26 protein-coding genes are annotated in these 25,074 nt (G+C 70.2%); 17 read left to right on the forward strand and 9 right to left on the reverse strand.

The window, feature by feature from the left end:
* Positions 1 to 26: 26 nt before the first annotated feature.
* Entirely contained in the window at positions 27 to 935 is a 909-nt protein-coding gene (locus ACFVU2_RS02135; protein ID WP_387870356.1) for a hypothetical protein, read from the forward strand.
* A 71-nt stretch (positions 936 to 1,006) separates the two neighbouring features.
* Here ACFVU2_RS02135 and proC read toward each other — a convergent pair whose 3' ends face one another.
* On the reverse strand, positions 1,007 to 1,855 hold the full coding sequence (gene proC, locus ACFVU2_RS02140; RefSeq protein WP_387870358.1) for a pyrroline-5-carboxylate reductase: 849 nt from the start codon (positions 1,853 to 1,855) through the stop codon (positions 1,007 to 1,009).
* Positions 1,856 to 1,877: 22 nt separating this feature from the next.
* Between proC and ACFVU2_RS02145 the strand changes: the two genes are divergently transcribed.
* Positions 1,878 to 2,840 (forward strand): cation diffusion facilitator family transporter, encoded by a 963-nt coding sequence (locus ACFVU2_RS02145; protein WP_387870361.1) that lies wholly within the window; start codon positions 1,878 to 1,880, stop codon positions 2,838 to 2,840.
* Positions 2,837 to 3,553 (forward strand): gamma-glutamyl-gamma-aminobutyrate hydrolase family protein, encoded by a 717-nt coding sequence (locus tag ACFVU2_RS02150; protein ID WP_387870363.1) that lies wholly within the window; start codon positions 2,837 to 2,839, stop codon positions 3,551 to 3,553. Before ACFVU2_RS02145 ends, ACFVU2_RS02150 begins: the two co-directional genes overlap by 4 nt.
* Positions 3,554 to 3,561: 8 nt before the next feature.
* Here the strand turns inward: ACFVU2_RS02150 and tadA are convergent, their stop codons facing one another.
* Positions 3,562 to 4,029, reverse strand: a complete 468-nt coding sequence (gene tadA / locus ACFVU2_RS02155) for a tRNA adenosine(34) deaminase TadA (RefSeq protein ID WP_387870366.1) — start codon at positions 4,027 to 4,029, stop codon at positions 3,562 to 3,564.
* 38 nt (positions 4,030 to 4,067) lie between these two features.
* Here tadA and upp point away from each other — a divergent pair, with 38 nt between their 5' ends.
* Entirely contained in the window at positions 4,068 to 4,700 is a 633-nt protein-coding gene (gene upp, locus ACFVU2_RS02160; RefSeq protein ID WP_387870369.1) for a uracil phosphoribosyltransferase, read from the forward strand.
* Between the two features lie 398 nt (positions 4,701 to 5,098).
* A complete protein-coding gene (locus ACFVU2_RS02165; RefSeq protein ID WP_387870373.1) occupies positions 5,099 to 5,803 on the forward strand; it encodes a winged helix-turn-helix domain-containing protein in 705 nt (234 codons plus the stop codon).
* Positions 5,804 to 5,882: 79 nt separating this feature from the next.
* On the opposite strand, the gene ACFVU2_RS02170 is transcribed toward ACFVU2_RS02165, so the two are convergent.
* The 3 genes from ACFVU2_RS02170 to ACFVU2_RS02180 form a co-directional block, all read right to left on the reverse strand.
* On the reverse strand, positions 5,883 to 6,716 hold the full coding sequence (locus tag ACFVU2_RS02170) for an ABC transporter permease (protein ID WP_387870375.1): 834 nt from the start codon (positions 6,714 to 6,716) through the stop codon (positions 5,883 to 5,885).
* Positions 6,713 to 7,726, reverse strand: coding sequence for an ABC transporter ATP-binding protein (locus ACFVU2_RS02175; protein WP_387870378.1), 1,014 nt, complete (start codon positions 7,724 to 7,726; stop codon positions 6,713 to 6,715). The genes ACFVU2_RS02170 and ACFVU2_RS02175 overlap by 4 nt, the downstream gene beginning before the upstream one ends.
* 161 nt (positions 7,727 to 7,887) lie before the next feature.
* On the reverse strand, positions 7,888 to 8,565 hold the full coding sequence (locus ACFVU2_RS02180; protein ID WP_387870380.1) for a helix-turn-helix transcriptional regulator: 678 nt from the start codon (positions 8,563 to 8,565) through the stop codon (positions 7,888 to 7,890).
* 86 nt (positions 8,566 to 8,651) lie between these two features.
* Here ACFVU2_RS02180 and ACFVU2_RS02185 point away from each other — a divergent pair, with 86 nt between their 5' ends.
* From ACFVU2_RS02185 to ACFVU2_RS02200, 4 genes are all read left to right on the forward strand, one after another.
* Positions 8,652 to 9,143 (forward strand): acetyltransferase, encoded by a 492-nt coding sequence (locus ACFVU2_RS02185; protein WP_387870382.1) that lies wholly within the window; start codon positions 8,652 to 8,654, stop codon positions 9,141 to 9,143.
* A 291-nt stretch (positions 9,144 to 9,434) separates the two neighbouring features.
* Positions 9,435 to 9,899: a MarR family winged helix-turn-helix transcriptional regulator gene (locus ACFVU2_RS02190; protein WP_387870384.1), complete on the forward strand. Its 465-nt coding sequence runs from the start codon at positions 9,435 to 9,437 to the stop codon at positions 9,897 to 9,899.
* A 91-nt stretch (positions 9,900 to 9,990) separates the two neighbouring features.
* Positions 9,991 to 12,333 carry a transglycosylase domain-containing protein gene (locus tag ACFVU2_RS02195; protein ID WP_387870387.1) on the forward strand — a complete coding sequence of 781 codons (2,343 nt, stop codon included), beginning with the start codon at positions 9,991 to 9,993 and terminating at the stop codon, positions 12,331 to 12,333.
* A 48-nt stretch (positions 12,334 to 12,381) separates the two neighbouring features.
* The gene (locus ACFVU2_RS02200; protein ID WP_387870389.1) at positions 12,382 to 12,966 is read left to right on the forward strand and encodes a TetR/AcrR family transcriptional regulator; all 585 of its coding nucleotides are present in this window, start codon (positions 12,382 to 12,384) and stop codon (positions 12,964 to 12,966) included.
* 14 nt (positions 12,967 to 12,980) lie between these two features.
* Here the strand turns inward: ACFVU2_RS02200 and ACFVU2_RS02205 are convergent, their stop codons facing one another.
* Genes ACFVU2_RS02205 through ACFVU2_RS02220 form a run of 4 tightly spaced genes read right to left on the reverse strand, consistent with a single transcriptional unit; the run spans position 12,981 to position 17,302 of the window.
* Positions 12,981 to 13,421, reverse strand: a complete 441-nt coding sequence (locus tag ACFVU2_RS02205; RefSeq protein ID WP_387870392.1) for an SRPBCC family protein — start codon at positions 13,419 to 13,421, stop codon at positions 12,981 to 12,983.
* A 59-nt stretch (positions 13,422 to 13,480) separates the two neighbouring features.
* Positions 13,481 to 15,184, reverse strand: a complete 1,704-nt coding sequence (locus tag ACFVU2_RS02210; RefSeq protein WP_387870395.1) for an alpha-glucosidase — start codon at positions 15,182 to 15,184, stop codon at positions 13,481 to 13,483.
* A 10-nt stretch (positions 15,185 to 15,194) separates the two neighbouring features.
* Positions 15,195 to 16,103, reverse strand: a complete 909-nt coding sequence (locus ACFVU2_RS02215) for a Gfo/Idh/MocA family protein (RefSeq protein ID WP_387870398.1) — start codon at positions 16,101 to 16,103, stop codon at positions 15,195 to 15,197.
* Entirely contained in the window at positions 16,100 to 17,302 is a 1,203-nt protein-coding gene (locus ACFVU2_RS02220) for an ROK family protein (RefSeq protein ID WP_387870401.1), read from the reverse strand. The genes ACFVU2_RS02215 and ACFVU2_RS02220 overlap by 4 nt, the downstream gene beginning before the upstream one ends.
* Positions 17,303 to 17,463: 161 nt before the next feature.
* On the opposite strand from ACFVU2_RS02220, the gene ACFVU2_RS02225 reads away from it, so the two are divergent.
* The 8 genes from ACFVU2_RS02225 (at position 17,464) to ACFVU2_RS02260 (ending at position 25,074) form a co-directional block, all read left to right on the forward strand.
* Positions 17,464 to 18,216, forward strand: a complete 753-nt coding sequence (locus ACFVU2_RS02225) for an amino acid ABC transporter ATP-binding protein (RefSeq protein WP_387870403.1) — start codon at positions 17,464 to 17,466, stop codon at positions 18,214 to 18,216.
* Positions 18,217 to 18,292: 76 nt separating this feature from the next.
* Complete coding sequence (locus ACFVU2_RS02230) at positions 18,293 to 19,237, forward strand: glutamate ABC transporter substrate-binding protein (protein WP_387870406.1); 945 nt, start codon at positions 18,293 to 18,295, stop codon at positions 19,235 to 19,237.
* Positions 19,238 to 19,300: 63 nt separating this feature from the next.
* The gene (locus ACFVU2_RS02235; protein ID WP_387870409.1) at positions 19,301 to 19,945 is read left to right on the forward strand and encodes an amino acid ABC transporter permease; all 645 of its coding nucleotides are present in this window, start codon (positions 19,301 to 19,303) and stop codon (positions 19,943 to 19,945) included.
* Positions 19,942 to 20,889, forward strand: coding sequence for an amino acid ABC transporter permease (locus tag ACFVU2_RS02240; protein WP_387870411.1), 948 nt, complete (start codon positions 19,942 to 19,944; stop codon positions 20,887 to 20,889). The genes ACFVU2_RS02235 and ACFVU2_RS02240 overlap by 4 nt, the downstream gene beginning before the upstream one ends.
* Positions 20,882 to 21,892 carry an asparaginase gene (locus ACFVU2_RS02245; protein WP_387870414.1) on the forward strand — a complete coding sequence of 337 codons (1,011 nt, stop codon included), beginning with the start codon at positions 20,882 to 20,884 and terminating at the stop codon, positions 21,890 to 21,892. Before ACFVU2_RS02240 ends, ACFVU2_RS02245 begins: the two co-directional genes overlap by 8 nt.
* Entirely contained in the window at positions 21,889 to 22,629 is a 741-nt protein-coding gene (locus ACFVU2_RS02250) for a copper homeostasis protein CutC (RefSeq protein ID WP_387870415.1), read from the forward strand. The genes ACFVU2_RS02245 and ACFVU2_RS02250 overlap by 4 nt, the downstream gene beginning before the upstream one ends.
* Positions 22,626 to 23,519 (forward strand): ROK family protein, encoded by an 894-nt coding sequence (locus tag ACFVU2_RS02255; RefSeq protein ID WP_387870418.1) that lies wholly within the window; start codon positions 22,626 to 22,628, stop codon positions 23,517 to 23,519. Before ACFVU2_RS02250 ends, ACFVU2_RS02255 begins: the two co-directional genes overlap by 4 nt.
* Positions 23,520 to 23,577: 58 nt before the next feature.
* Positions 23,578 to 25,074, forward strand: coding sequence for an FUSC family protein (locus ACFVU2_RS02260; protein WP_387870420.1), 1,497 nt, complete (start codon positions 23,578 to 23,580; stop codon positions 25,072 to 25,074).

Here is a 25,074-nt window from a genome sequence, read left to right on the forward strand (position 1 = left end):
ATACGACCGTCGGGGAGGATCGGGGCGTGGATGCTGACGTACTTCTCGACCGCACCGGCTTCTCCGTGCGCCGCGGCACCCAAGCCGGGCTGACTCGTCGGCAGCTCGATGGGCGGCGCTTGCAGCGACCATTCCGCGGGCTGAGGACCGAGGGGCAAGACCTCGACGATCATGCGACGCGATGCCGCGCATATGCGGCACTGGATCGGCACGGTCACGCCTTCAGCCATCATTCGGCAGCCGTGCTGCACGGCTTTCCTCTGAAGCATGGACCGGCGCAACCCATCCATGTCTCCGTCTTCGCTCCGCGCAAGCCTCCCCAGATGGCGGGAGTCGTCGGTCACGAACTCCGCGCGGCCGGTCACCGGGTCGTGGAGGTCGACGGCCTCCGGGTCGTCGCGGCGGAGGACACGTGGGCTCAGCTCTCCTCTACGCTGCCGCTGACCGATCTCGTGGTGATCGGCGATTGGCTCATCACCGGCGACGAACCGTACTCCGGGGCGCCCAGCCGATGGGAGCGATCCGACCTCGAGAGGGCTGTCCGCCATCACGGCCGCCGCCCCGGCATCAGGGTCCTGCGCCAAGCCCTCGATGCGGTCCGCTACGGGTCCCTGTCACCTCAGGAATCACGTCTCCGATTAGAGCTGACCGCCGCCGGTCTTCCACAGCCGGCACTCAACCATCGCGTCACCCACGAAGGACGACGCGTCGCGATGGTCGACCTGGCGTACCCCGACCGACGCCTCGCGATCGAATATCTCGGGGATCACCATCGGACCGATCAGGATGCGTATCGCGAAGACATCCACCGCCGTGAACGCCTGATCGGCGCCGGCTGGGAGGTCGTGTTCCTGACGGCCGCAGACCTGTCCGGGCCGGTCCCGCGCGCCATCCTCACCGTCCGACGGGCGTACGCCAGATCCATTCCGGAGTAATGCGCACCTCGCGTCGGCGTGTTGCGCGCAAAAGTCCGGAACTGAGTGCGGCGCGGGGCGAGGGGCGCGGGTCAGCCGGCGGCGAGTTCGCGGGCGCGGGCGAGAGCGGCGTCGGTCGCGCGGGCGAAGAGCGCGGGGAGGTCGGCCTCCTGGAGGACGGCGATCGCCCGCTCGGTGGTGCCCTTCGGGCTGGTGACGCGGCGGCGGAGCTCGGCGGGCTCCTCGCCGGAGGCGGCGAGCAGCTCGGATGCGCCGAGGAAGGTGCCGTTCACCAGCACCGCGGCCTGCTCGGGCGTGAACCCCTTGGCGACGGCCGCGTCGGTCAGCGCCTCGATCAGCAGGAACACGTACGCCGGGCCCGAACCGGAGATGGTGCTGAGGGCGTCCAGCTGCGACTCGGGCACCTCCACGACCTGGCCGACGGTCTCGAAGAGGGCGCGGACGAGGGCGAGGTCCTCCGGCTCGGTGCGGGTCCCCGCGCTGATGCCCGTCACGGCCTTGCCGACGACGGCCGGGGTGTTCGGCATCGACCGCACGACCGTGACGGAGTCGGGCAGGAGGGACTCGAACGTCGCGATGGTGACGCCGGCGGCGACGCTGACGATCACGGCGCCCGGGATGAGGGAGGACTCGATCTCGCGGAGCAGGTCCGGCACCATCGCCGGCTTGACCGCGACGATGACGATCTCGGCGCCCTCGACCGCGCGACGGTTGGCGTCCGGGTCGTCGTCGGTCGCATACGCGGTGACGCCCGGAGTGCCGGCCAGCTCGGCGGCACGGACGGCGGATCGGTTGGTCACCCGCACCCCGCCGGTGACGGAGACGCCGGGGGCGAGCAGCCCCGAGAGGATCGCGCGGCCCATGGAGCCTGCTCCGAGCATCGCGATGGTGGGCAGCGTCACGTTCTGCGTGTCGGTCATGCGGCCATCCTAGGATGAGTCCATGAGCGCATCAGGAGGCACCAGGGCGATCGTCGCGGCGTTCTCCGCGAACCTCGGGATCGCGCTGACGAAGTTCATCGCCTGGTTCTTCTCCGGCTCGTCGTCGATGCTCGCCGAGGGCGTCCACTCGCTCGCGGACTCCGGCAACCAGCTGCTCCTCCTGCTCGGCGGCCGCAAGGCGAAGCGCCAGGCCGACAAGGAGCATCCCTTCGGCTACGGCCGAGAGCGCTACGTCTACGCCTTCGTGGTGTCCATCATCCTGTTCTCCGTCGGCGGCGTGTTCTCGCTCTACGAGGGGTTCGAGAAGCTGGCCCACCCGCACCCGCTCGACAACTGGTGGCTGCCCGTCCTGGTGCTGCTGATCGCGATCGGCCTCGAGTCGTTCTCGCTGCGCACGGCCGTCCATGAGTCCCGCCCGCACAAGAAGGGCATGTCGTGGCCGCAGTTCATCCGCCGTGCCAAGGCCCCGGAGCTGCCGGTCGTCCTGCTGGAGGATGTGGCCGCCCTCACCGGTCTGGTGTTCGCCTTCATCGGCGTCGGGCTGACCGTGCTCACCGGCAACGGGATCTGGGATGCCGTCGGCACCCTCCTGATCGGCACGCTGCTGATCGTGGTGGCGATCATCCTCGGCATCGAGACCAAGAGCCTGCTCGTCGGCGAAGGCGCGACCGATGCGGACGTCGCCTCGATCGAGAGCGCGATCCTCGCCGGCGACGAGGTCGAGCGCATCATCCACATGAAGACCCTCTACCTCGGCCCGGACGAGCTGATGGTCGCCGCCAAGCTGGCGCTTCCCGGCGAGCAGCGGCTCGCCGATGTCGCGGCGACGATCAACGCGATCGAACGGCGCGTGCGCGACGCCGTCCCGGCCGCCCGCGTCATCTACATCGAGCCGGACGTCTGGATCGATCCGAACGAAGCGCACCCCGCCACCGACACCATCATCCTGAAGGGCCTGGAGTGACCGGCACCGCAACCCGCACAGCGCTCGTCCTGCAGCACGACCCGACCATCCACCTCGGCAACATCGGCCCCACCCTCGAGGCGCACGGGTACGAGCTGCGCGTGGTCGAGGTCTCCTCCGCGGAGGATGTCGCTGCGATCGACCCGACGGAGGCCGACCTGGTCGTCGTGCTCGGCGGCGAGATGGGCGCGTACCAGACCGACGAGTTCCCGTTCCTGAAGGCAGAGCAGGCCCTCCTGCGCGAGCGACTGGATGCCGAGCGGCCGACGCTCGGCGTGTGCCTCGGCGCGCAGCTGATGGCCGGCGCGCTCGGCGAGCGCGTCTACAAAGGCGACACCACCCAGATCGGTTTCCGGCGGGTGGAGACGACGGAGGCGGGTGCGGGTTCGCCGATCCGTCATTTCGAGGGTGTGCCGGTGGTCGAATGGCACGGCGACACCTTCGAGCTGCCCGAGCGCGCGACCCGGCTTGCTTCGTCGAGCGACTACTCCAACGAGGCATTCTCGATCGGCGGCTTCGCGCTGGCGGTCCAGTTCCATCCCGAGGTCACGGACGAGATGCACGAGTCCTGGGTGTCGGACGGATACAACGAGTTAGACGAGCAGGCCATCGATCCGGATGCCCTGCGCCGCGACCGCGAGCTGTACTCGGCCGGTATGCAGGAGGCCTCACGCGCCGCGTTCTCGGAGTGGCTCGAGGCTCTGCCGCGCTGACGGCGCCCTCAGCGCTTGGCGCGGAAGAAGTCGAGCAGCAGCTCGGCGCACTCCTCGGCGAGCACCCCGGCGAAGACCTCGACCCGGTGGTTGAGCCGGCGATCGCGCAGCACGTCGTACACGGATCCCGCAGCGCCCGCCTTCTCGTCCCAGGCGCCGAACACGACGGTAGGGACGCGAGCCGCGAGCACGGCGCCGGCGCACATCACGCAGGGCTCCAGAGTGACGACGAGCGTGCATCCCTCCAGATGCCAGTCGTCCCGGGCCGCGGCCGCCGCGCGCAGCGCGAGCACCTCGGCATGCGCCGTCGGATCGTGGTGCAGCTCGCGCTCGTTGCGCCCCGTCCCGATCACCGCACCGTGCTCGTCGAGCACGAGGGCCGCGACCGGCACGTCGCCGGTGTCGAACGCGAGGCGGGCGTCCGCGACGGCGCGGCGCATCCACTGCTCGTAGTCGGCGGGGACGGACAGGGACACAGGCTCCTCCAGGCGGGATGTCGGCTAGCCTTGAGCCTATGCGAGTGCACGTAGCGGACCACCCCCTCATCACCCACAAGCTCACCGTGCTCCGCGACAAGACGACTCCGTCGCCCGTGTTCCGTGCGCTCACCGAGGAGCTCGTGACGCTGCTCGCCTACGAGGCCACCCGCGCCGTGCGCGTCGAGCCGATCGAGATCGAGACTCCGGTGACGACCACGACGGGCGTCGCGATCAGCGAGCCGCGTCCTCTCGTCGTCCCCATCCTGCGCGCCGGGCTCGGCATGCTCGAGGGCATGGTGCGGCTCATGCCGACCGCCGAGGTCGGATTCCTCGGCATGGCCCGCGACGAGGAGACCTTCGAGCCGACGACCTACGCCGAGCGCCTTCCGCACGACCTCTCCGACCGCCAGTGCTTCGTGCTCGACCCGATGCTGGCGACGGGAGGCTCGCTCGGTGCCGCCATCGACTTCCTCTTCGCGCGCAACGCGGTCGACGTCACCGCCATCTGCATCCTGGCCGCCCCGGAGGGCATCGCGGCGCTCGAGAAGGCCACCGAGGGCCGGAACGTGACGATCGTGCTGGGTGCGCTCGACGAGCGGCTGAACGAGAACGGGTACATCGTCCCGGGCCTCGGCGACGCCGGCGACCGCCTCTACGGCACTGTGTGACCGCCTGCAATAATCCGTAATGATTTGACACCGCGAGTCATCGTTCGCTTTACTGACTCCATGACTGACAACTCGCGTACCCTGACCTCCTTCGAGGCCCTTGGGGATGCCGGCATGATGATGGCCGGCCGCGACTCCGTCATGTGTTGCCGAATGTGTCGCTGATCTGACGACCCTTCGCCGAGCCGACCGCCCTCCGACCACCCCCTCGTGATCGGGCGAGAGCTCCCCGGGAACGCCACACCCAGGCTCCCGCGCATCAGCCGTCTCTGACACGGCCAACACGAATTCTTCTGCGATTCTCCGCACCGTCTCTCCGCATCACTCGTATCGGGACGACCGTCCCGCGGCGACGGTGGATCATCAGGGATCGCGACATCATCTAAGGACTTCCTCCCATGTCTCTCGCCACCATCGACACCTTCGCCCCCACCGCCCTCCGCCCCGCCGAGGCCGCTCCCGCCCCCGTCTCGAAGATCCGCGCCGTCCCGACCGGCACCGAGGCCCGGGGATTCGTCCTCTACGTGGGCATCGACGAGGCCAAGGCGGCGGCGGCCGGAACCGATCTGGGCCGCATCGTCGAGGCGCTGAAGGCGCTGACCGCCGAGCTCGCGCCGTCGGCCGAGACCTACGCCGCCGTCGCGATCGCCCCCGCCGGCGCAGGCGGACGCGATGTGGACGTCGTGCGCCTCGCCCTGCAGGACCCGTCGGCGATCGCGAAGCACCGCCACACCGCCGCCATCGACGAGGACGAGGACCGCGCCGCCTCCGGCGTCGTCGTCGACATCTCGCGCAAGCGTCTCATCCTGGACAACCAGACGGTCGCCCTCACCTACAAGGAGTTCGAGCTGCTGCAGTACCTCGTGCTGCGCGAGGGCCGCACCATCGAGCGCGCCGAGCTGATCTCCTCCCTCTGGAACGGAGCGGACGAGGAGGATGTGCCGAACGAGCGCACGATCGACGTCCACGTGCGCCGCCTTCGCGCCAAGCTGGCCCGCTACGAGGACATCGTGCGCACCGTCCGCGGGGTCGGCTACCGTTTCGATCGCCACGCCGACGTCTCCATCCGTCACGCGAGCGCCCCCTCCCCCGACCTGTTCTGAGTCGTGCGGTGCCGAGAAGGCAATAGATCGCACGAAAGCCGCCGAGCGGGCGGATAATCCGCCCACTCGACGGCTGCGGTCACGCGCTGCGCTGGTAGACGCGGAAGGCGCTGGTCGCCAGCGCCGCCATAACGACGGCGAGGGCGGCGAGCAGTCCGACATGCCCCCACAGAGCGGCCGTGTCGGGATGCGCACTGAGCGCCTCCCGGCCCACGATCACGGCCCACTCGAACGGATTGAAGGCGGCGGCGTTCCGCACCCATTCCGGCGACAGCTTCGTGTTCATGATCGCCGAGCTGAGGAACATCAGCGGGAGGGTGATGAGCTGCGAGATGCCGATCAGGGCGGTCTGATCGCGGGCGAGCAGTGCGACGGCGTTCGACAGCGAGCAGAACACCGCGGTGAGCAGCACCACGCCGAGCAGGAGCAGCAGGATGCCGCCGACGCCTCCGTCGAAGCGGGCGCCGGCCCAGAACGCGATGCCGAGCACGATCAGCGATTGGAACACCGCGAGGATCGACTGGTACACGAGGGTCGCGATGATCATCGCGCCACGGTTGGCCGGTGACGTGAGCAGCCGGTCCATGACGCCGCGCTCCATGTCCTGGATGTAGACCGTGCCCGACCACGCGCTGCCGAACAAGGCGAGCATCATGACCACGCCGGGTGTGAGGTACTCCAGATAGCTCTGCCCGACCCCGAATCCGGGGATCTCGATGACGGACTTGAAGAGCTGCCCGAAGAGCAGCAGCCAGATGATCGGCTGCACCAGGTTCATCACCAGGAACGCCGGCATGCGGATGGCCCAGCGCAGTTGCCTCCCGGTCAGGAGGAGCGTGTGGGTGAGGAACGTCGGCCCGCTGCGGCGGGCGGTGCGGACGGGGGCGGGAGCCGGGGCGGTGATGGTGCTCATGATGCGTTCTCCAGTGCGTGCTCGGCGGACGCCTGCGCCCGCGTGAAGGTGCGGCCGGTGTGCCGCAGGTAGACGTCGTCGAGGCTGGGGCGGGCGACGGTTGCGGAGGCGACGGCGACGGCCGCTGCTTCCAGGGCGCCGAGGGCGAGCGGCAGTGTCGCGGCGCCGTTGTCGGCGCGGGCGCGCAGGGTGCGCCCGTCTCCGCCAATGTCGCGCAAGGCATCCACGCGCTCCAGCGCCGCGAGGGCCGCGAACGGATCGCCGTCGGGAGCGACCTCGACGATCACCGTGTCTCCGCGCAAGCCGCTCTTCAGCTCTTCCGGCGTGCCCCCGGCGACGACGCGGCCGTGGTCGACGATCGCGAGCCGGCCGGCCAGACGGTCGGCCTCGTCGAGGTAGTGCGTGGTGAGCAGCACCGTGATGTGCTCGGCGGCCGTGAGGCGCTCGATCTCGAGCCAGAGCTCGGTGCGTGCCTCCGGGTCGAGGCCGGTCGTCGGCTCGTCGAGGAACAGCACCTCCGGCCGGTGCATGAGTCCGAGGGCGACATCGAGCTTTCGGGCCATGCCGCCCGAGTAGGTCTTCACCTGGCGCCCCGCGTGCTCGGTGAGGCCGAAGCGGTCGAGCAGCTCACGAGCGCGAGCGCGGGCATCCCGGCCGCTCATGCCCTGCAGGCGCCCGGCGAGCACGAGGTTCTCGGCCCCGGTGTCCATCGGGTCGGAGACGGGCTTCTGCGCGACGAACCCGAGGGCCCGGCGCACCCGCGCCGGATGCCGCGCGACGTCGATCCCGGCGACGAACGCCTGGCCGGAATCGGCGCGGGCGAGGGTCGACAGGACCTTCATGGTGGTGGACTTGCCGGCGCCGTTCGGGCCGAGGAGCCCGAAGACGGTGCCGGCCTCGACGTCGAAGTCGAGGCCGTCGAGCGCACGGACGAGCGGGGCGCCCCGTCCGCCGCGGTAGGTCTTGACGAGCTGGTCGGCGGCGAGCGCCGGACCGGTTGATGATGCCACGATGGCTTCCTCTCTGAGAGGTCACCGTCAGGGGCATATCATCGGATACGACCCTCGGTGACTGTTGACGCAGGTTCCGTAAGGAACGACTGAAGGTTTCCGATGGCCGGGGAGTTGCCGCTCTCCGGCCATCGTCTTGTGTGCGGCGGCTGCCGCCGGAATCAGTTCCCCAGCAGTTCGGCCACCTCCTCACCGAAGGCGCCGGCCGCGATCCGCTGCTGGATCTCGGCCATGCTGAGGCCTGTCGCGAGCAGCACGTGCAGCTGCTCCCACCACTCATAGCCGCCGACCGTGCCGGCTCGGAGCCGTGCGAGCAGGTCGGCGACGAAGGCGCGCTCGGCGTCGAGCACCGCCTGCCGGTAGTGGAACTCGATCATGAAGAGCTCGGGGAGGGCCGGTCCGCTCGACTCCGCGAGGGAGCGCCGCTCGGCGATGTCGGCGTCCAGCCGGGCGAGTCTGCGCTCGAGGAGGTCTGCCGCCGTCGCCGGCGGGAGCATCGGGAGAAGGGAGAGTCCGGTCTCGATCGCCGGGTACTCCTTCACCGGCGTCTCGATGAGGTCCCCGAGCCACTCGACGGCCTCCCGTCGCCCGCTATCGGTGATCTGGTAGACGACGCGCTCGGGGCGGTTGCCCTCGCGCTCGGTCTGGGCGACCTCGATGAAGCCGTGCTTCTCGAGCGACTTGATCACGGAGTAGAGGGAGCCGAAGTTGAGGCGGATGCTGTCCTCTTTGCCGCGCTCGCGCATCGTGGTCGTCATCTCGTACGGGTACATCGGCTTCTCCCACAGGCAGGCCAGGACGGCCAGGGCCAGCGGGTTCGCGATCGCGCGCTTCGACATTGCTCGCCTCCGAATACTCTGTTCAGAGTATTCGCTCACGGGTGATGTGTCCAGCCTCAACACCGCCACGCGCTAGCGTGGATCGCATGCTCGTCACCATCCGTCCCGCACGTCCCGACGACCACAGTGCACTGCTGGCCGTCTGGAGACACGCGGTGGAGGCGACCCACCATTTCCTCACGGCGGACGACATCGACTGGTACGAGGGGATGGTCGCCTCCTACCTGCCGCAGATGGCCGACCTGCGAGTCGCCGTGGTCGACGACGCCGACACGCCCGCCGGGTTCATCGCCCAGGATGACGGCGAGATCCAGATGCTGTTCGTCGATCCCGCCCGGCACGGCTCCGGGATCGGGACGGCCCTCCTCGAGGCCGTCGCGCCCGGGCACGCCTCTCTGCGTGTCGACGTCAACGAGGACAACCCGAGCGGCCGGGCCTTCTACGCGGCACGGGGATTCGTGCAGACGGGCCGCTCGGTGCTCGACGGAGAGGGCCGGCCGTTCCCGATTCTGCACCTCCGCCGCCCGGCCCCCGACCGGGGGCAGACCGTTTCTGAGCGTTCCGCTGGCCCCGCATAGAAAACTCGCAGCAAAAATAACGACTTGATAACTAGATCCCGTTACCTCTTCGTTATATAGTTCAAGAGCAATGGTTGTTTGCTGTGGCAGCCATCGCGGAATGTGATTGCAGGACACTCTTGGTGCAAGGGAGAGGGCCGGCCGCTAGCCTCTGCGGCCGGCCCTCAATCTGTCTCTCCCGCTCCTCTCGCATTCCGGCTCCTCTCCCGTGCTGGCACGGATGGCCCTGTCGGCGGATGATGAGAAGATGCGAATGCATCGAGACGCGTTCGAGTACGAGAGGCAGGCGTCATGAGCAGCAGCGCCACCGGGACGGCCCCGGCCCGACACCGGATCAACGCCGTCTCCGCCTGGGAATCGTTGTTCCGGGCGCAGGTCGCGGTCATGCGATCCCTTGCCACGGAGTTCCCGACGAAGGACATCTCGTTCAACGAGTACGACGTGCTCTTCAACCTCTCGCGCCAGCCCGATCGCACCCTGCGGCTGCGTGAGCTCAACAAGCACGTACTCCTCACGCAGCCCAGCGTCAGCAGGCTCGTCGACCGCCTGGTGGCGCGCGGCCTGCTCGCCAAGTGCCCCGACCCGGTGGACGCGCGCGGCACGCTGATCATGCTCACGGACACCGGCTTCGAGATGTTCCGGAGCGTCGCCGTCGAGCACATGAAGACGATCACGAGCCGTGTCGGCGGGCGTCTCGACCCGGAGGAGCTCGAGACTCTCGCTGCCCTCTGCGACAAACTCCGCGGCGCGGCCTGAGCTCCTCCACAGCTCGGCCCCGACGCCCACTCTCCCCAAACTGTGCGTCGCCCCGGGGAGGTCGCCACCTCCCGCGCGTATCATGACGCCCATGGCCTCGACGACTCGCAGAAGATGGAAATGGGCGCCTGCGCTCGTCGGATTCGTCGCCCTGAGCGGCATCGCAGGTCTCCTCGCGGCTGCCGCCGTGACGCCCGCCGTCGCATTGACCGGATCGGCCGCAGACTCGACCATCGACGTCTTCGACGGACTGCCCGAGTACATCAAGGTGGAGCCGCTCGCCCAGGCGTCCACGATGTACGCCACATCCAACGGCCAGCAGGTGCCGATCGCGACGTTCTACTCCCAGAACCGCGTCGAGGTCGGCTGGGATGCGATCTCGCAGAACCTGAAGGACGCCGCGATCGCAACGGAGGACCCGCGCTTCTACGAGCACGGCGGCATCGATGTGACCGGCACGATCCGCGGTGCGGTGCTGACGGCGCTGCACAAGTCGGTCCAGGGCGGATCATCGATCACCCAGCAGTACGTGAAAAACATCCTGGTGCAGCGCTGCGAGAACAAGCAGCCGGACCTGACGGCCACGGCCGAGGTGCAGAAGAAGCAGCTGGCCGCATACAAGGCCTGTTACAACGACGCCACCGAGGTCGACCCGGTGCGCAAGCTCAAGGAGATGCGGTACTCGATCGGCCTCGAGAAGGAGTACTCGAAGAACGACATCCTGCAGAGCTACCTGAACATCGCGCTGTTCGGCGGCCGGGTCTACGGCGTGCAGTCGGCGGCGTCGTACTACTTCGGCGTCTCCGCGAAGGACGTCAACCTGCAGCAGGCGGCGACCCTGATCGCCATCCTGAACAACCCGGACAACCTGCGCATCGACCAGCCGGACAGCACGGAGAACGGCGCGGCGAACGGCTACAAGGAGACGCTCGACCGCCGCAACTACGTGCTCGATCGCATGCTGGTCAACGGCAAGATCACGCAGGAGGAGCACGACGCGGCCCGCAAGGCGCCGGTCGAACCGAAGATCACGCCGGTGCAGAACGGCTGCATGACCGCCCAGCAATACCACGCGGCGTTCTTCTGCGACTACGTCGAACGCATCATCGAGCAGGACCCGACCTTCGGCAAGACCGACGACGAACGCTCCAGCTTCCTCACCCGAGGGGGCCTGAAGATCTACACGACGCTCAACCTCGACCTGCAGAACTCGGCTCAGTCGGCTCTCAGCGCGTACATCCCGCCGACCAGTCCGCGGCTCGATCTCGGCGCCTCCAACGTCGCGGTCGAGGTGGGCACGGGGCGGGTGATCACGATGGTGCAGAACAGACCGTACGACAACACCGCGCAACCCGCGCCCGGCACGACCGCCGTCAACTACAACACCGACAGCGACTACGGCGGCTCGCAGGGCTTCCAGACCGGATCGTCGTACAAAGCATTCGACCTGCTCGAATGGTTGCAGGAAGGCCATTCCCTCTATCAGACGGTCAGTGGCACCCAGCACAGCTTCCCGCAGAGCTCGTTCCACGCGAGCGATCCCTGCAACGACATCGGCGGGGCTCCGTGGAACGTCTCGAACGACGAGGGAGAGACGGTCGGCAGCACCACGGTGATGAACGCGACCGCCCAGTCGATCAACACGATCTTCGCCAAGATGGCCACGCAGCTCGACCTGTGCGGGATCAAGGAGCGGGCGCAGGACCTCCTGGTCCACGGCGCCGATGAACAGATCAACCCGTTCATGGCCAACCCGTCGTCGGTGCTCGGCACCAACTACATCGCCCCGCTGACGATGGCGACCGCCTACGCCGGCATCGCCAACAACGGTGTCGCGTGCAGCCCCGTCGCCATCGACAAGGTGGTCGACGCCGACGGTGGCGAGCACGCGGTGCCCAAGACCCAGTGCTCGACCACCCCGATCGACCCGGGCGTCGCCGCGGCCGCGATCTACGCCTTGCAGGGCGTCCTGCGCGGCGGGGGAACCGCCGCGTCGGCCAACCCCGGCGACGGCGTGCCGATCTTCGGCAAGACGGGAACGACGGACGACTCCCTCGAGAACTGGCTCGTCACCTCCACCACCAAGACCGCTCAGGCCACCTGGGTCGGCAACGTGTCCGGCTACGTCGCGCTCCGCAGCCAGAGCTTCCAGGGCGTGGGCGGCGGCAACGTCAAGTTCTCGATCGTGAAGCCGATCGTCGCCGCGCTCAACGCCGCCTACGGAGGCAGCGCCTTCCCGGCGCCGCCCTCGAAGTACGTGGCGGTGGCTCCTGCGCCGAAGCCCGCGGCACCCACCACTCCGACCCAGCCGGGGACCGGCACGGGAACGGGAACGGGTGGCGGCCAAGGCGGCGGAGGCCAAGGCGGCGGAGGCCAGGGCGGCGGAGGCGGCCAAGGCGGCGGAGGCGGCCAAGGCGGCGGAGGCCGGGGCTGACCAGGATTCACCGCTCACAAATGACGAAAACTCCGTTATTGTTGGCGCGTGGGACGCACACCTGATCCGACGCGGAAACCGGAGCTCCTCAGCCGCATCATGGAGCATGTGGCCACCGAGCCGCTCTCCCGCATGACGTTCCGCAGCCTCGCGACCTCCCTCGGCGTCAGCACGTACTCGTTCGTCTACCATTTCGGCTCCCGCCAGGAGATGATCGACGCCATCCTCGAAGAGGGCGTGCGCCAGCAGAACGAGTCGCAGATCGGCGTGGACATCGTCTCGTTCGACCGCGAACAGTTCCGCGACTGGTACCGCCAGGCTTTCCGCCACTCGCTGCGCGAGGGCAACCGCACCGGGTTGCGGCTGCAGTTCGAGGCGGGCGTGCTCGAGCCGATCGAGCCCGACCTCGGCGAACGCATCACGACGGCGTTCAGCCGGTGGCGCGACACCGTGCGCGCGTGGCTCAAGAAGCAGGGCGTCGACAGCCGGCGCGCGGGAATCCTGGCGCACGGACTGGTCGACTCGGCGGCAGGACTGCAATTCGGCTACCTGCTCACCGGCGACCGCAACGCGACGGTCGCGGCCTTCGATCTCTTCCTCGACGCCTACCTGCGCGAGGCGCTCGGCGACTGACCGATCGAAACGGCTCAGGCCTGCCGCTCGGCCACCGCCTTGACGCCGGCGAGCATCTGCGCCCAGTTGCGCTGGGAATGCTCCGCGGCCTCCCGGGTCGCGTTGTTGTCCTGATCGAGCGTCACCTGCGTACCGCCGGCGATCTCCTCGAGTTCGAATCGGAGCGTGTGATAGTTCTCGGGCTCGTCCGGCAGACCCGACATCGGGCTGAAGTGCGTGAGCACGATCCGCCAGGGCTCCTCGCGATCCTCGAGTTCGATGACACGGCCGTGGTCCTCGAACGATCGCCCCTCCCACTCCCCGCTCCACGTGATCGGGGACCCGAGACGCCAGTCGGAGCGCACGTCGGCACCGAACAGGATCTCGGGATGCGCGCCGTTCGACGTCAGCACCTGCCACACCGTCCGGCGCGGAGCACGCACCGTCACCTCGGCTCGCGCAATGAAATCGCCCATGACCGCCTCCCGCGTCTCGCCGCCATCACACACCCGGTCGGACTCGGTGCGCAAGACCGTCAGCGCTGCAGCACCACGGCCTCCCACGGCCGAAGGACTCCGGACAGACCCGGCACGACCGCGTCGCCGCCCGACGCGAGCACGACCCGCGCCACCTCCCACCCGGCGAGCTGAGAGGTGTCGTACTCCGCCGCATCGCCGCTGAGGTTCACCAGCACGAGGAGTGCGTCGCCGTCGAGTCCGCGCACATAGCCGAAGATCTGCTCGTGCTCGGGAAGCACGAGCGCGAAGCCGCCCGCCGACACGACGCGCGATCGATGGCGCAGCTCGGCAAGTGCCCGATAGTGGGCGAACACCGAATCGGAGTCCGCCCGCGCGGCCTCCGCATTGACCTCCGGATAGTTGGGATTGACCGCGATCCAGGGCGTGCCGGTCGTGAACCCGGCATTCGGACCACCGGTCCACTGCATGGGCGTGCGCGCGTTGTCGCGGCTGGTCCGGCGCAGGGCTGCCAGGACCTCGTCCGCCGGCCGGCCGAGCACGTCGACCGCCTCGGCGTAGTAGTTGAGGGTCTCGATGTCGCGGAAGTCGTCGATGGTCGAGAACGGGACGTTCGTCATCCCGAGCTCCTCACCCTGATACACGTAGGGCGTTCCCCGCATCAGGTGCAGGAGCGTGCCGAGAGCCTTCGCCGAGACGACGCGGTTCTCGCCGTCGTCCCCGAAACGGCTGACCACCCGTGGCTGGTCATGGTTGTTCCAGTAGAGGCTGTTCCAGCCGACGTCGGCCAGACCCTCCTGCCACTGGGCGAGGTTGCGTTTGAGGTCGAGCACGGTCGCTTCGCGGTGATCCCACTTGCCGCCGGGCCCGTGGTCGAGGTCGACGTGCTCGAACTGGAACACCATGTCGAGCTCGCGACGGTCCGGATCGGTGAAGCGACGCGCTTCGGCGATGTCGACGCCGGGCATCTCGCCGACCGTGAGATAGCGGTCCTCCCGGCCGGCGAACACCCGCTCGTGCATCTCGTGCAGGAACTCGTGGATGCGCGGTCCCTGCGCGAAGAACGGATACGCGTCGCCGTAGAGGCCACCCGGCGGGACGACGCCGTCGGGCAGCGAGACGTCCTTCGAGAGGAAGTTGACCACGTCCATCCGGAAGCCGTCGACGCCCCGGTCGAGCCACCAGTTCATCATCTCGTAGACGGCATCGCGCACCTGGGGGTTCTCCCAGTTGAGATCCGGCTGCTTGCGCGAGAACAGATGGAGGTAGTACTCACCCGTCTGCTCGTCGAGCTGCCAAGCCGAGCCCGAGAAGAACGAGCCCCAGTTCGTCGGCTCGGCGCCGTGCTCGCCCGGCTGCGCACCGTCCCGCGGCGGCCGCCACCAGTACCAGTCGCGCTTGGGGTTGTCGCGGCTCGACGCCGACTCCACGAACCACGGATGCTCGTCGGAGGTGTGGTTGACGACGAGGTCCATCACCAGCTTGATGCCGCGCTCGTGCATCCCCGCGAGCAGCTCGTCGAAGTCGTCGAGGGAGCCGAACAGCGGGTCGATCCGCTGATAGTCGCTGATGTCGTAGCCGTTGTCGTCGTGCGGCGACGCGTAGATCGGCGACAGCCAGACGACGTCGACGCCGAGCGCCTCCAGATGGTCGAGGTGCTGGATGATGCCGCGCAGGTCGCCGATGCCGTCGCCGTCGCTGTCCGCGAAGCTCCGCGGATAGACCTGGTACACGACCGCCGACTGCCACCACTTGTCGCTCACGCAGGCCACCCTACTCGGCGAGGACCACCCTGGTGCCGGTGCGGGCCGACTCGCGCGCCGCCCGGCACACGCGCAGGGCCTCCACCGCCGCCCGGACGGGTGAGCGCTCGGGAGGGGTTCCGTTCGTCACGCACTGGAGGAAGTAGCGGGCCTGCTCCCGGAACGGGTCCCCCGGAAGCTCGGCGACCGCGTCCACGCCGCGATCCCCCACGACGTCGAGCGAGGTGCGGAACGGCGTGCCGACGGGAAGGTCAGCGGCGGCGAGGATCTGCGCCACCCCGCCGGACCGGTACTCGATGGTCAGGGCGGCCGGAGCGCCGAAGCCGTCGCCGGGGGCCCGCGTCGCCGTGACCGCGAGAGGAGCACCCAGCAGGGCGTTGGCCTGATCGACGTCGTGGATGGCGAAGTCCACGATCATCCCGCCCGAATCCCGCTCGTCGTCGAGCCAGGGGGCGTCGGACGACCGTGCCGAGAGACGGGTGGCCCGGACCGCGCGGGGCGTGCCGACCGCGCCGGCGGCGACCCGCTCGTGGAGTGCCGCATAGCCGGGGAAGAAGCGCACGACGTGCGCGACCATCAGCGCAGCGGGGCCTCGCTCGGCCGCGGCGGCCACGCGCTCCGCATCGGCGACCGTGAGCGCGATCGGCTTCTCGAGCAGGACGTGGCGGCCGGCCGCGAGCGCGCGCACGGCGAGATCCGCATGACTGGGGGTCGGCGTGCAGATCGAGACGATGGTCGCCGCAGGATCGGCCAGCGCCTCGTCGAGGTCGGTCGCCCAGCGCGCGCCGGGAGCGGCCGTCAGCTCGGGCCGGCGACGGGGCGACACCGCCCAGATCACCGGGACGCCGATGGCCTCCCAGGCGGCGGCATGGGCTTGCCCCATCCGGCCCGCGCCGACGACGACGGCGGCGTGGCTCACCGCACGGCCCGGTCGACGTGCGCCGGATCGAACAGGGCGTCGAGCACGAGCCGGCCGGCGCCGCGGATGCCCGCCTCCTCCTTCGCCTCGGTGATCGCGATGTCGAGCTGGTCCGTGATCATCGGCAGGCAGTCGGAGTAGATCGTCGAGCGCACCCCGGCGACGAACGCCTCCGCCTCGCCCAGGATGCCGCCGAGGACCAGCCGCTGCGGATTGAAGAAGTTCATGATCGTGGCGAGCACTCCGCCGGTGCGCAGACCCGCCTCCCGCAGCATCAGCGTCGCCAGCGGGTGCGCATCCCTCGCCAGGGCCAGGATGTCGCGGGTGTCGGCGACGTCGACCCCCTCGCGCCGCAGGGCCTGGACAATCGCCGCGCCCCCGGCGACGGCGTCGAGGCAGCCGATACGACCGCAGGAGCACAGGATGTCGGGAGCGCCGGGGACCGTCACGTGGCTGATGTCGCCCGCCATGCCGTGGTGGCCGCGGTAGACGCCGCCGAACGCGACGATGCCGCAGCCGATGCTCGACCCGGCCTTCACGAAGACCAGTTCGTCGGTACCGCCGCCGAGGGCGACGTGCTCCCCGAGCGCCATGAGGTTGGCGTCATTGTCGGCGACGGTGGTGAGCCCGGTGCGCGCCCGCATCTCGGAGGCGACATCGAGGCCGTTCCAGCCGGGCATGCGCGACGGCGACACCATGCGGCCGGTGCCGGAGTCCACCGGGCCGGGCAGGCCGATCCCGAAGCCGCGCAACGCCTGCTCCGGCGCAGCGTGAGCGGCGCGGAGCTCTTCCGCGACGGCGGCGATCCAGCCGAGCACGTGGGCGGGGCCGGCGCCGATGTCCATCGCGTCCGTGCGCGAGGCCAAAAGGCGGCCCGCGAGGTCGAAGAGGCCGAAGGTGGCGTGGTGCGAGCCGAGGTCGGCGGCGACCACGACGCCGGCGGCGGGGTCGACCTCGAGGGCGCGGGGCCGGCGACCGCCGTGCGAGACGCCCTCGCCGGCCTCGCGGAGGAAGCCGCCCGCGAGGAGCGCATCCACCCGCTGGGCGACCGTGGAGGGCGAGAGGCCGGTCTGCCGGGCGATGTCGGCGCGGGACGCCGCCCTGCCGGTGCGCACGAGATCGAGGATTCCGCCCGGACCCGACGCCGACGGCGGCGCCGAAACGACGTCCGGCTGCGCAGTTCTGGTGCTGCTCGACATCGCGCGTCCCCTTCGTCCGGCGCGATCTCGGACGCGCTGCTGGTGTTGAGGATAGTGTAGTCACTTTCTTCGATTTCGAACCAACCAAAATCAAAATTGCATGAACTTTGATTACTTAGTACGCTCATCGCAATCTGCCCGACAATGATGCGAGGAACACGATGGAAGCAGCGAACGCCCGGCCCATGGTCAGCCTGCGCGGCGTCGAGAAGCACTTCGGCCAGCTCCACGTCCTCAAGTCGATCGATCTCGACGTCGCCCCGCGCGAGGTCGTCGTGGTCGTCGGCCCGTCCGGCTCCGGCAAGTCGACTCTCTGCCGTTCGATCAACCGGCTGGAGACGATCGACAGCGGAGAGATCCGCGTCGACGGGGAGACGCTCCCCGAAGAGGGCGCGGCCCTCGCGCGACTGCGCGCCGAGGTCGGCATGGTGTTCCAGTCGTTCAACCTGTTCGCCCACCGCACCGTGCTCGACAACGTCGCCCTCGCACCGATCAAGGTGCGCGGGATGAAGAAGGCCGACGCCGAGCGCCTGGCCCTCGAACTGCTCGACCGGGTCGGCATCGCCGACAAGGCGGACAACCACCCGACTCAGCTCTCGGGAGGTCAGCAGCAGCGGGCCGCGATCGCGCGGGCGCTCGCGATGCAGCCCAAGGTCATGCTCTTCGACGAGCCCACCAGCGCCCTCGACCCCGAGATGGTCGGCGAGGTGCTCGACGTGATGACCTCCCTCGCCCGCGACGGCATGACCATGATCGTCGTCACCCACGAGATGGGCTTCGCCCGCCGGGCGGCCGACCGGGTCGTGTTCATGGACCACGGTCAGATCGTGGAAGAGGCGACGCCCGCCGAATTCTTCGACTCGCCCCGCTCCGAGCGGGCGCGGTCGTTCCTGGCCTCCGTGCTCTCGCACTGAGACCCAGCATCACCGGCACCACCGCACCATCCGCTCCACCGCACCACGACCCGTCCGAATCCGAAAGGGAAGCACCATGACCCGCAGCACGACCCGCCGGAAGGCCGCCTTCGCCGGCGCCCTGCTCGCGGCCGTGACGCTCGCCGTCACCGCCTGTTCGTCCGGCACCACCAGCCTGCCCGGCTCGGGCTCCAGCTCCACGTCGTCCGCCGACGCCGTGTTCTCGGGAGCCCCGGTCGCCTCGGGCGACCTCATCATCTCCGGCTCGACGATGGAGAAGATCAAGAAGCGCGGCAAGCTCATCGTCGCCGAGGCCCTCGATGCGCCGTTGCTGTCGCAGCAGGACCCGACCAACCCCGACTCGGTGACCGGCTTCGACGCCGACCTCGCCAAGCTCCTCGCGATCTACATCCTCGGCAAGCCGAACGTGGAGATCGTCCCGCCCGCCAGCGAGACCCGCGAGGCGATGCTGCAGAACGGCACCGTCGATGTCGTGTTCAACACGTACACGATCACCGAGGAGCGCGCGCAGCAGGTGGACTTCGCCGGCCCGTACTTCGAGTCCGGCCTCGCCGTCGCCGTCAAGAGCGACAACAAGGACATCACGAGCTCCAAGGACCTCGACGGCAAGACCGTCATCGTCGGCGCCAACACCCCCGCCGTGACCGAGGTCCCGAAGATCGCGCCCACGGCGACCGTCACCGCCTTCGCGACCGACCCGGCCGCCGTCCAGGCGCTCATCCAGGGCCGCGGCGACGCGTACGTCCAGGACTACACGCTGCTCGCGAGCGACGCTGCCAGCGAGAAGCAGATCAAGGTGGTCGGGCAGCCGTTCACCAAGGAGCCCTACGGCATCGGCCTGAAGCACGGCGACTCGGACTTCAAGTCGTTCGTCAACGACTGGCTCACCAAGATCCAGAAGGGCGGCCAGTGGGGCCAGGCGTGGAAGACCACGCTCGGCACCGTGACCGACTCGGAGATCCCCACCCCGCCGAAGATCGGCTCCGTTCCGGGCTCCTGAGCCCACCGGCGGGGCCGGTACGCCGGCCCCGCCCTCCCGACTTCTCTCACGAGTGAGCGAGCGATGAACCCACTGATCGACAACCTCGGACCGCTGGTCCAGGCTCTCGGCACGACCCTGCTCATGGCGGTCGTGGCCGGCATCGGCTCGATCGTGCTCGGCGTGCTGATCACGATCGCGCGCGTGAGCCCGATCCCGATCCTGCGCACCGCGGCCTTCCTCTACGTGCAGTTCTTCATCAACGTGCCCCTGCTGGCCCTGCTGCTGCTCGCCGTCTTCGCACTGCCGGACGCCGGGCTGCTGCTGCCGCTGACCCCCACCGCGATCATCGTGCTGACGGTGTACGAGGCCGCCTACGTGGCCGAGGCCGTGCGATCGGGCGTGAACACGGTGCCGGTCGGCCAGGTGGAGGCCGCTCGCGCGCTCGGCTTCACCCTGGCGAAGACTCTGCGCCTCGTCGTCATCCCCCAGGCTCTGCGCGCCGTCGTGCAGCCGATCGGCAACGTGATGATCGCCCTGGCGATGAACACGGCCCTCGCCGCGGCGGTCGGCGTCGTGGAGCTCACGGCCGAGGTCAACAAGGTGAACCTCGTCGCCGCGCAGCCCATCCTGATCTTCTCCAGCGCCGGGCTCGTCTACATGGCCATCGCCCTCGCCATCGGCCTGACGGCCGGCTGGGTCGAACGAAAGGTGGCGATCGCCCGATGACCGCCCAGCTCATCCCGGACCGTCCCGCGCCCACCCCTGCCAGGCGGCCGAAGCGGACGTATGCCGCGTCGTTCATGTACGACACCCCCGGCCCGCGCGGGCGCCGCAACATCGTCCTCGGCTCGTTCATCAGCTGCGTCGTCTTCGCCGCGGTCATCGGCTACGGGATCTGGCAGCTCGCCTCCCACGGCCAGTTCGCGGCCGAGCGCTGGGCGCCGTTCACCGATTGGGCGATCTGGCAGTACCTGCTGGTCGGGCTGCTCGGCACGCTCGAGGCGGCGGCCATCGTGGCCGTGCTGGGCGGCGCGCTGGGCATCCTGCTGGCCCTCGGCCGGCTCAGCCGGCTGCGGCCGGTGCGCTGGCTGTGCGGCTTCTACATCGAGGTGGCGCGCACGATCCCCGTGCTGCTGATGATCTACCTCATGCTCTTCGGCCTCCCGCAGCTCGGGATCAACCTGCCCACCCTGTGGAAGCTGGTCGTCCCGCTCACCATCGCCAACTCCGCGGTGTTCGCCGAGATCGTCCGCGCCGGCGTGCTGAGCCTTCCGCGCGGGCAGCGCGAGGCTGCCCTGAGTCTCGGGATGCGACCCCACCAGGCCATGCGCCACGTGGTGCTCCCGCAGGCCCTGCGGAACGTCGCACCGTCGCTGATCACCCAGCTCGTCAGCCTGCTGAAGGACACCTCGCTCGGCTACATCGTCGCCTTCACCGAGCTGCTCTACCGCGGCCAGGTGCTCGCCTCGTACCTGCACCTGCTCATCCCGACCTACGTCGCCGTGACCGTCATCTACCTCGTCGTCAACGGCAGCCTGTCGGCGCTCGCCTCCCGCGTGCAGCGCGGTTCGGCGCGTGGACCGCGGCGCAGCAGGCGGCGGCCGACCTCCACACAGCCTCCCCTGCCGCCACTGCCGGCGACCCCGCACCAGGAAGAGTCCCATGCCTAGCTCCACCTCCACCACCGACCCGGGCGCCGTCGCGGCCCTCGCCGAGGTCGCCGCCGTCCGTCGTTCCGGGATGATCGAGAGCCGTCACTTCGGCAGTCTCGTCGCGCTCGCACCGGACGGGAGCACCCTCCTCGAGCTCGGCGCGCCCGATGCCGCGATCCTGCCCCGCAGCACGGTCAAGCCCCTCCAGGCGCTCGCGTGCCTGACCGCCGGAGCCGAGCTCGCCGGACCGGAGCTGGCCATCGCCGCGGGAAGCCACACGGGCGAGGACGAGCACGTGCGGGTCGTGCGCGAACTGCTCGCCCGTGCCGGAGTCGACGACGACGCGCTGGGCTGCCCGGTCGACCGCCCCGAGGACGAGGGGACGTTCGAGCGGATGATCCGCGCGGGCGAGCCGCGTGCGCGGGTTCGGATGAACTGCTCCGGCAAGCACGCCGCCATGATCGTCGCGGCCGCCGCGAACGGCTGGGATGTCGAGGGCTATCTGCACGTCGACCACCCGCTGCAGCAGCACGTGCGCGCGACGATGGCGGAACTGACAGGGGTGCCCGTCTCGCACGACGCGGTCGACGGATGCGGCGCCCCCTTGTTCGGCACGACCGTGCGCGGCGTCGCCCGCGCCTTCGGACGGCTGGTGCAGGCCGCCCCCGGGACCCCGCAGCGTGCCGTCGCGGATGCGATGCGCGCCCATCCCTTCTACGTCGGAGGCACCGGGCACCAGAACTCGATGCTGATGGAGACCGTGCCCGGCGCACTCGCCAAGGGCGGGGCCGAGGGCGTCATCGGCGTCGCGGCCGCGGACGGCACGGCGGTCTCGATGAAGATCGTCGACGGCAGCCCGCGCGCCACCACCCTGCTCGCCCTCCGGGTGCTCGAAGCGCTCGGGACGGACATCGGCGGCGCGGGTGCGCTGGTCGACCTCCCGGTGCTGGGCGGAGGCGTGCCGGTCGGGCGCATCGAGCTCGGCGCCGATCTGGCGGCCGCGCTGGAGCGCATCGCGTGACCGTCGTCGAGATCTGCCTCGACGACCTCGCCGGCGTGGGCCGCGCGGAGGCGGCGGGCGCGGACCGCATCGAGCTCTGCTCGGCGCTGTCCACCGGAGGTCTCACTCCCTCCATCGGCACGGTGGCAGGCGCGCTCGGGATGGCGGAGCGGCTCGGGGTCAACGTGCTGATCAGGCAGCGCCCCGGCGACTTCGTCTTCGACGCCGACGAGCTCGCGGCGATGGTGGCAGACATCCGGGCCGTCGCCGCACTGCCGCGACCCGAGGGCGTGCCCCTGGGCTTCGTCGTCGGGGCACTGCGTCCGGACGGCACCGTCGACGCGGATGCCACGCGCGCCCTGGTCGACGCGTGCGGGCGCGCCCCGGTGACGTTCCACAAGGCCTTCGACCAGACTCCCGATCGCGCGGCCGCGCTGGAGACGCTGATCTCCCTGGGCGTCGCGCGGGTGCTGACCTCCGGCGGCGCGACGACCGCGGCCGACGGAGCCGCCGAACTCGGCGCGCTCGTCACGCAGGCCGGCGACCGGATCGTCGTGCTCGCGGGCGGAGGCGTCCGCCCCTCGAGCGTCGCGGATCTCGTGCGCCGGACCGGCGTCCCCGAGGTGCACCTGCGCGCCGTCGAAGAGGCCGCGAGCGCCTCGCTCGTCCCGAGCGCGTACGACACCGGACGGCGCGAGGTCACCTCCGCCGCCACGGTCGCCGCCGTCGTGGACGCGGTACGCGGGGTCCACGCATGAGCGGCGATCCCGTCGCCCTCGCGGTCGACCTCGGCGGCACCGCCATGAAAGGCGCCGTGCTCTCGGAGAACGGCGCCGTTGTCGCCGAGGTGACGCGACCGACTCCGGTCGGCGACATCCTCGGCGCTCTCGTCACCCTGCTCCACGATCTCCGCGAGCTCGCTCCCGGAGAGGTCGTCGGTGTCGGCGTCGCGACCCCCGGGATCCTCGACGAGGAGCGCGGCATCGTCCAGTACGCCTCGAACCTCGACTGGCGGGACGTGCCTCTGCTCGACATCCTTCGCACGTCGCTGCGGCTGCCCGTCGCGGTCGGGCACGACGTGCGTGCGGCCGGACTCGCGGAGCGCCGTCTGGGTGCTGCGCGCGGCTTCGACGACTTCGTGCTGATCCCGATCGGCACGGGAGTCGCCGCCGCCCTCGTCACCGCCGGTGGCACGATCACCGGTGCGACCGGCTCGGCCGGCGAGTTCGGCCACATCCCCGTCATCCCGGACGGCGAGCCCTGCACCTGCGGTCAGCGCGGCTGCCTCGAGGTCTACATGTCGGGCGCAGGCGTCGCCCGGCGCTACGTGGAGGCCGGCGGGGAGGCCCTCAGCACCCGTTCGATCGTCGCCAGGCTCGGCACCGACCCGCTGGCCGATCGTGTGTGGGACGACGCGGTGACGGTGCTCGCGCAGGGGCTCGTCACGATGACCCTCATGCTCGACCCCGGCGTGATCGTCCTGGGCGGGGGTGTCTCGCAGGCGGGCGACGCGATGTTCGGCCCGCTGGAGCGCAAGGTGCGCGAGGGTCTCGCCTGGCGACCGGCGCCGGCGATCGTCCGCAGCGCTCTCGGCGGCGATGCGGGACGCACCGGCGCCGGGCTGCTCGCCTTCGGCGCGGCTCGCTGAGGCCGCCGCTCCCGCTTCGCCCGGGGCCGCAGCGCCGACCCGGTGAGAGGATGACCGGGTGAAGCACCTGCGGCTCGGCCTGGCTGCCCTCATCACGACGGCCGCCTCCGCAGCAGCGTGCGCGACGGTGTGGTTCGCCGTCGGCGCGATCGCCGGTCCCGCCGCCGCCGGTTCCCCCGCCGTCGTGGCCACGGTGGTCGCCCTCAGTCTCGCCCGCCGCAGTGTGTCCGGCCGGCGCGAGTTCGCGCGCTCGGCGGCCTTCCTGCCGGTGATCGGCGTCGCCGCTGCCGGGGTCGGTTGGTTGCTCGTCGCCGTTCCGGCGCTGGGCGCGCTGCTCTACATCGCCGGGATGAGCGTCCCGATCTGGCTCCGCCGGTTCGGGCCGTTCGCCGCCCGTCTGGGCGCCCTCATCGCGCTGCCGCTGACGGCCGTCCTGGTCGTGCCGGTCGTGCCTGTCGAGCCCGGAACCTCGCAGTCGCCCTGGTCGGCGGCGCTGCTGACGGCCGGCGCCGGAGTGGTCGCGGTGCTCTGGGTGGCGGTGGCCCGGGAGGTGCTCGGGTTGCTGCGCCTCGGCTCCGGCCCCGACCCCGGTCCCGGCGATCCCGCAGCGCCCGCTCCAGGCGCTCCGATCCAGCGCACGACCGGCCCCACGACATCCTCCTCCGCCTCCCGTCGCCTCCCCGCGAGCACCCGGATGGCGATCCAGATGGCGGTCGCACTCGCGGCGGCGTTCGTCGTCGGCTGGCTGGTCTTTCCCCAGCACGCGATGTGGGTCGTGCTCACCGCCTTCATCGTCAACTCCGGCAATCGCGGCCGAGGCGACGTGCTGCACAAGAGCGCTCTGCGTGTGGGAGGAGCCGTCGCCGGCACCGTGCTCGCCCTCGGGCTCGCGGCCGCGGCACCGTCGGCGAGCGGGTTCGCCGCCGTGGTCGTCGTCTTCGTCGCACTGTTCGCCGGCACGTGGTTGCGCTCGTACAGCTACGCGTTCTGGGCACTGGCGGTGACCGTGGTCCTCACCATCCTGCAGCAGCTGTTCGGCGTCTCCCCGGCTGCCGGAGAGGCCGGCCTGCTCGTCGAGCGGGTGCTGGCGATCGTCGTGGGTGCCCTGCTCGGGATCGCCGCCGCCTGGTTCGTGCTCCCCGTGCGGTCGACCGACGTGCTGCGCCGGCGGCTCGCCGACCTGCTGGTCGCGCTCGGAGCGGTGCTGAAAGACGACGCGGACGACACGGACGAACGCGCGGCGCGTACGGCCGCCTTCGGCGCCGCCCTCCGCCGGGTCGAGGAGCTCGCTCCGGCGCACCGGGCGCGACGGCGGTTCGGCGGTGGACGCATCCAGCCCATCGACTGCATCGATGCGGCGAGCGCTCTCGGCCGGGCGATGGAGGCGCGCGGCCGAGCGGCGGAGCAGCTGCGCGTCCCACCGGAACGGCGCGAGCAGGTGCGCGACGCGCTCCGGCAGGCACGTGCGAGCCTCGCCTCCCCGGTGGACCTGGAGCGGGTGCGCTCGCGGCTGACGGCGCTCGTATCGGCGCTTCAGCACGGCCCGGTAGCCTGA

Origin of the sequence: Leifsonia sp. NPDC058194, from assembly GCF_042883605.1 — a bacterium.
In the GTDB taxonomy this organism is placed as follows: Bacteria; Actinomycetota; Actinomycetes; order Actinomycetales; family Microbacteriaceae; genus Leifsonia.

Bases quoted from the DNA above. Each gene is read 5' to 3' on its own strand.
- proC (WP_387870358.1), bottom strand. From the start codon at position 1,855: ATGACCGACACGCAGAACGTGACGCTGCCCACCATCGCGATGCTCGGA.
- ACFVU2_RS02145 (WP_387870361.1), top strand. From the start codon at position 1,878: ATGAGCGCATCAGGAGGCACCAGGGCGATCGTCGCGGCGTTCTCCGCG.
- upp (WP_387870369.1), top strand. From the start codon at position 4,068: ATGCGAGTGCACGTAGCGGACCACCCCCTCATCACCCACAAGCTCACC.
- ACFVU2_RS02165 (WP_387870373.1), top strand. From the start codon at position 5,099: ATGTCTCTCGCCACCATCGACACCTTCGCCCCCACCGCCCTCCGCCCC.
- ACFVU2_RS02170 (WP_387870375.1), bottom strand. From the start codon at position 6,716: ATGAGCACCATCACCGCCCCGGCTCCCGCCCCCGTCCGCACCGCCCGC.
- ACFVU2_RS02180 (WP_387870380.1), bottom strand. From the start codon at position 8,565: ATGTCGAAGCGCGCGATCGCGAACCCGCTGGCCCTGGCCGTCCTGGCC.
- ACFVU2_RS02185 (WP_387870382.1), top strand. From the start codon at position 8,652: ATGCTCGTCACCATCCGTCCCGCACGTCCCGACGACCACAGTGCACTG.
- ACFVU2_RS02190 (WP_387870384.1), top strand. From the start codon at position 9,435: ATGAGCAGCAGCGCCACCGGGACGGCCCCGGCCCGACACCGGATCAAC.
- ACFVU2_RS02195 (WP_387870387.1), top strand. From the start codon at position 9,991: ATGGCCTCGACGACTCGCAGAAGATGGAAATGGGCGCCTGCGCTCGTC.
- ACFVU2_RS02205 (WP_387870392.1), bottom strand. From the start codon at position 13,421: ATGGGCGATTTCATTGCGCGAGCCGAGGTGACGGTGCGTGCTCCGCGC.
- ACFVU2_RS02220 (WP_387870401.1), bottom strand. From the start codon at position 17,302: ATGTCGAGCAGCACCAGAACTGCGCAGCCGGACGTCGTTTCGGCGCCG.
- ACFVU2_RS02225 (WP_387870403.1), top strand. From the start codon at position 17,464: ATGGAAGCAGCGAACGCCCGGCCCATGGTCAGCCTGCGCGGCGTCGAG.
- ACFVU2_RS02230 (WP_387870406.1), top strand. From the start codon at position 18,293: ATGACCCGCAGCACGACCCGCCGGAAGGCCGCCTTCGCCGGCGCCCTG.
- ACFVU2_RS02235 (WP_387870409.1), top strand. From the start codon at position 19,301: ATGAACCCACTGATCGACAACCTCGGACCGCTGGTCCAGGCTCTCGGC.
- ACFVU2_RS02240 (WP_387870411.1), top strand. From the start codon at position 19,942: ATGACCGCCCAGCTCATCCCGGACCGTCCCGCGCCCACCCCTGCCAGG.
- ACFVU2_RS02245 (WP_387870414.1), top strand. From the start codon at position 20,882: ATGCCTAGCTCCACCTCCACCACCGACCCGGGCGCCGTCGCGGCCCTC.
- ACFVU2_RS02255 (WP_387870418.1), top strand. From the start codon at position 22,626: ATGAGCGGCGATCCCGTCGCCCTCGCGGTCGACCTCGGCGGCACCGCC.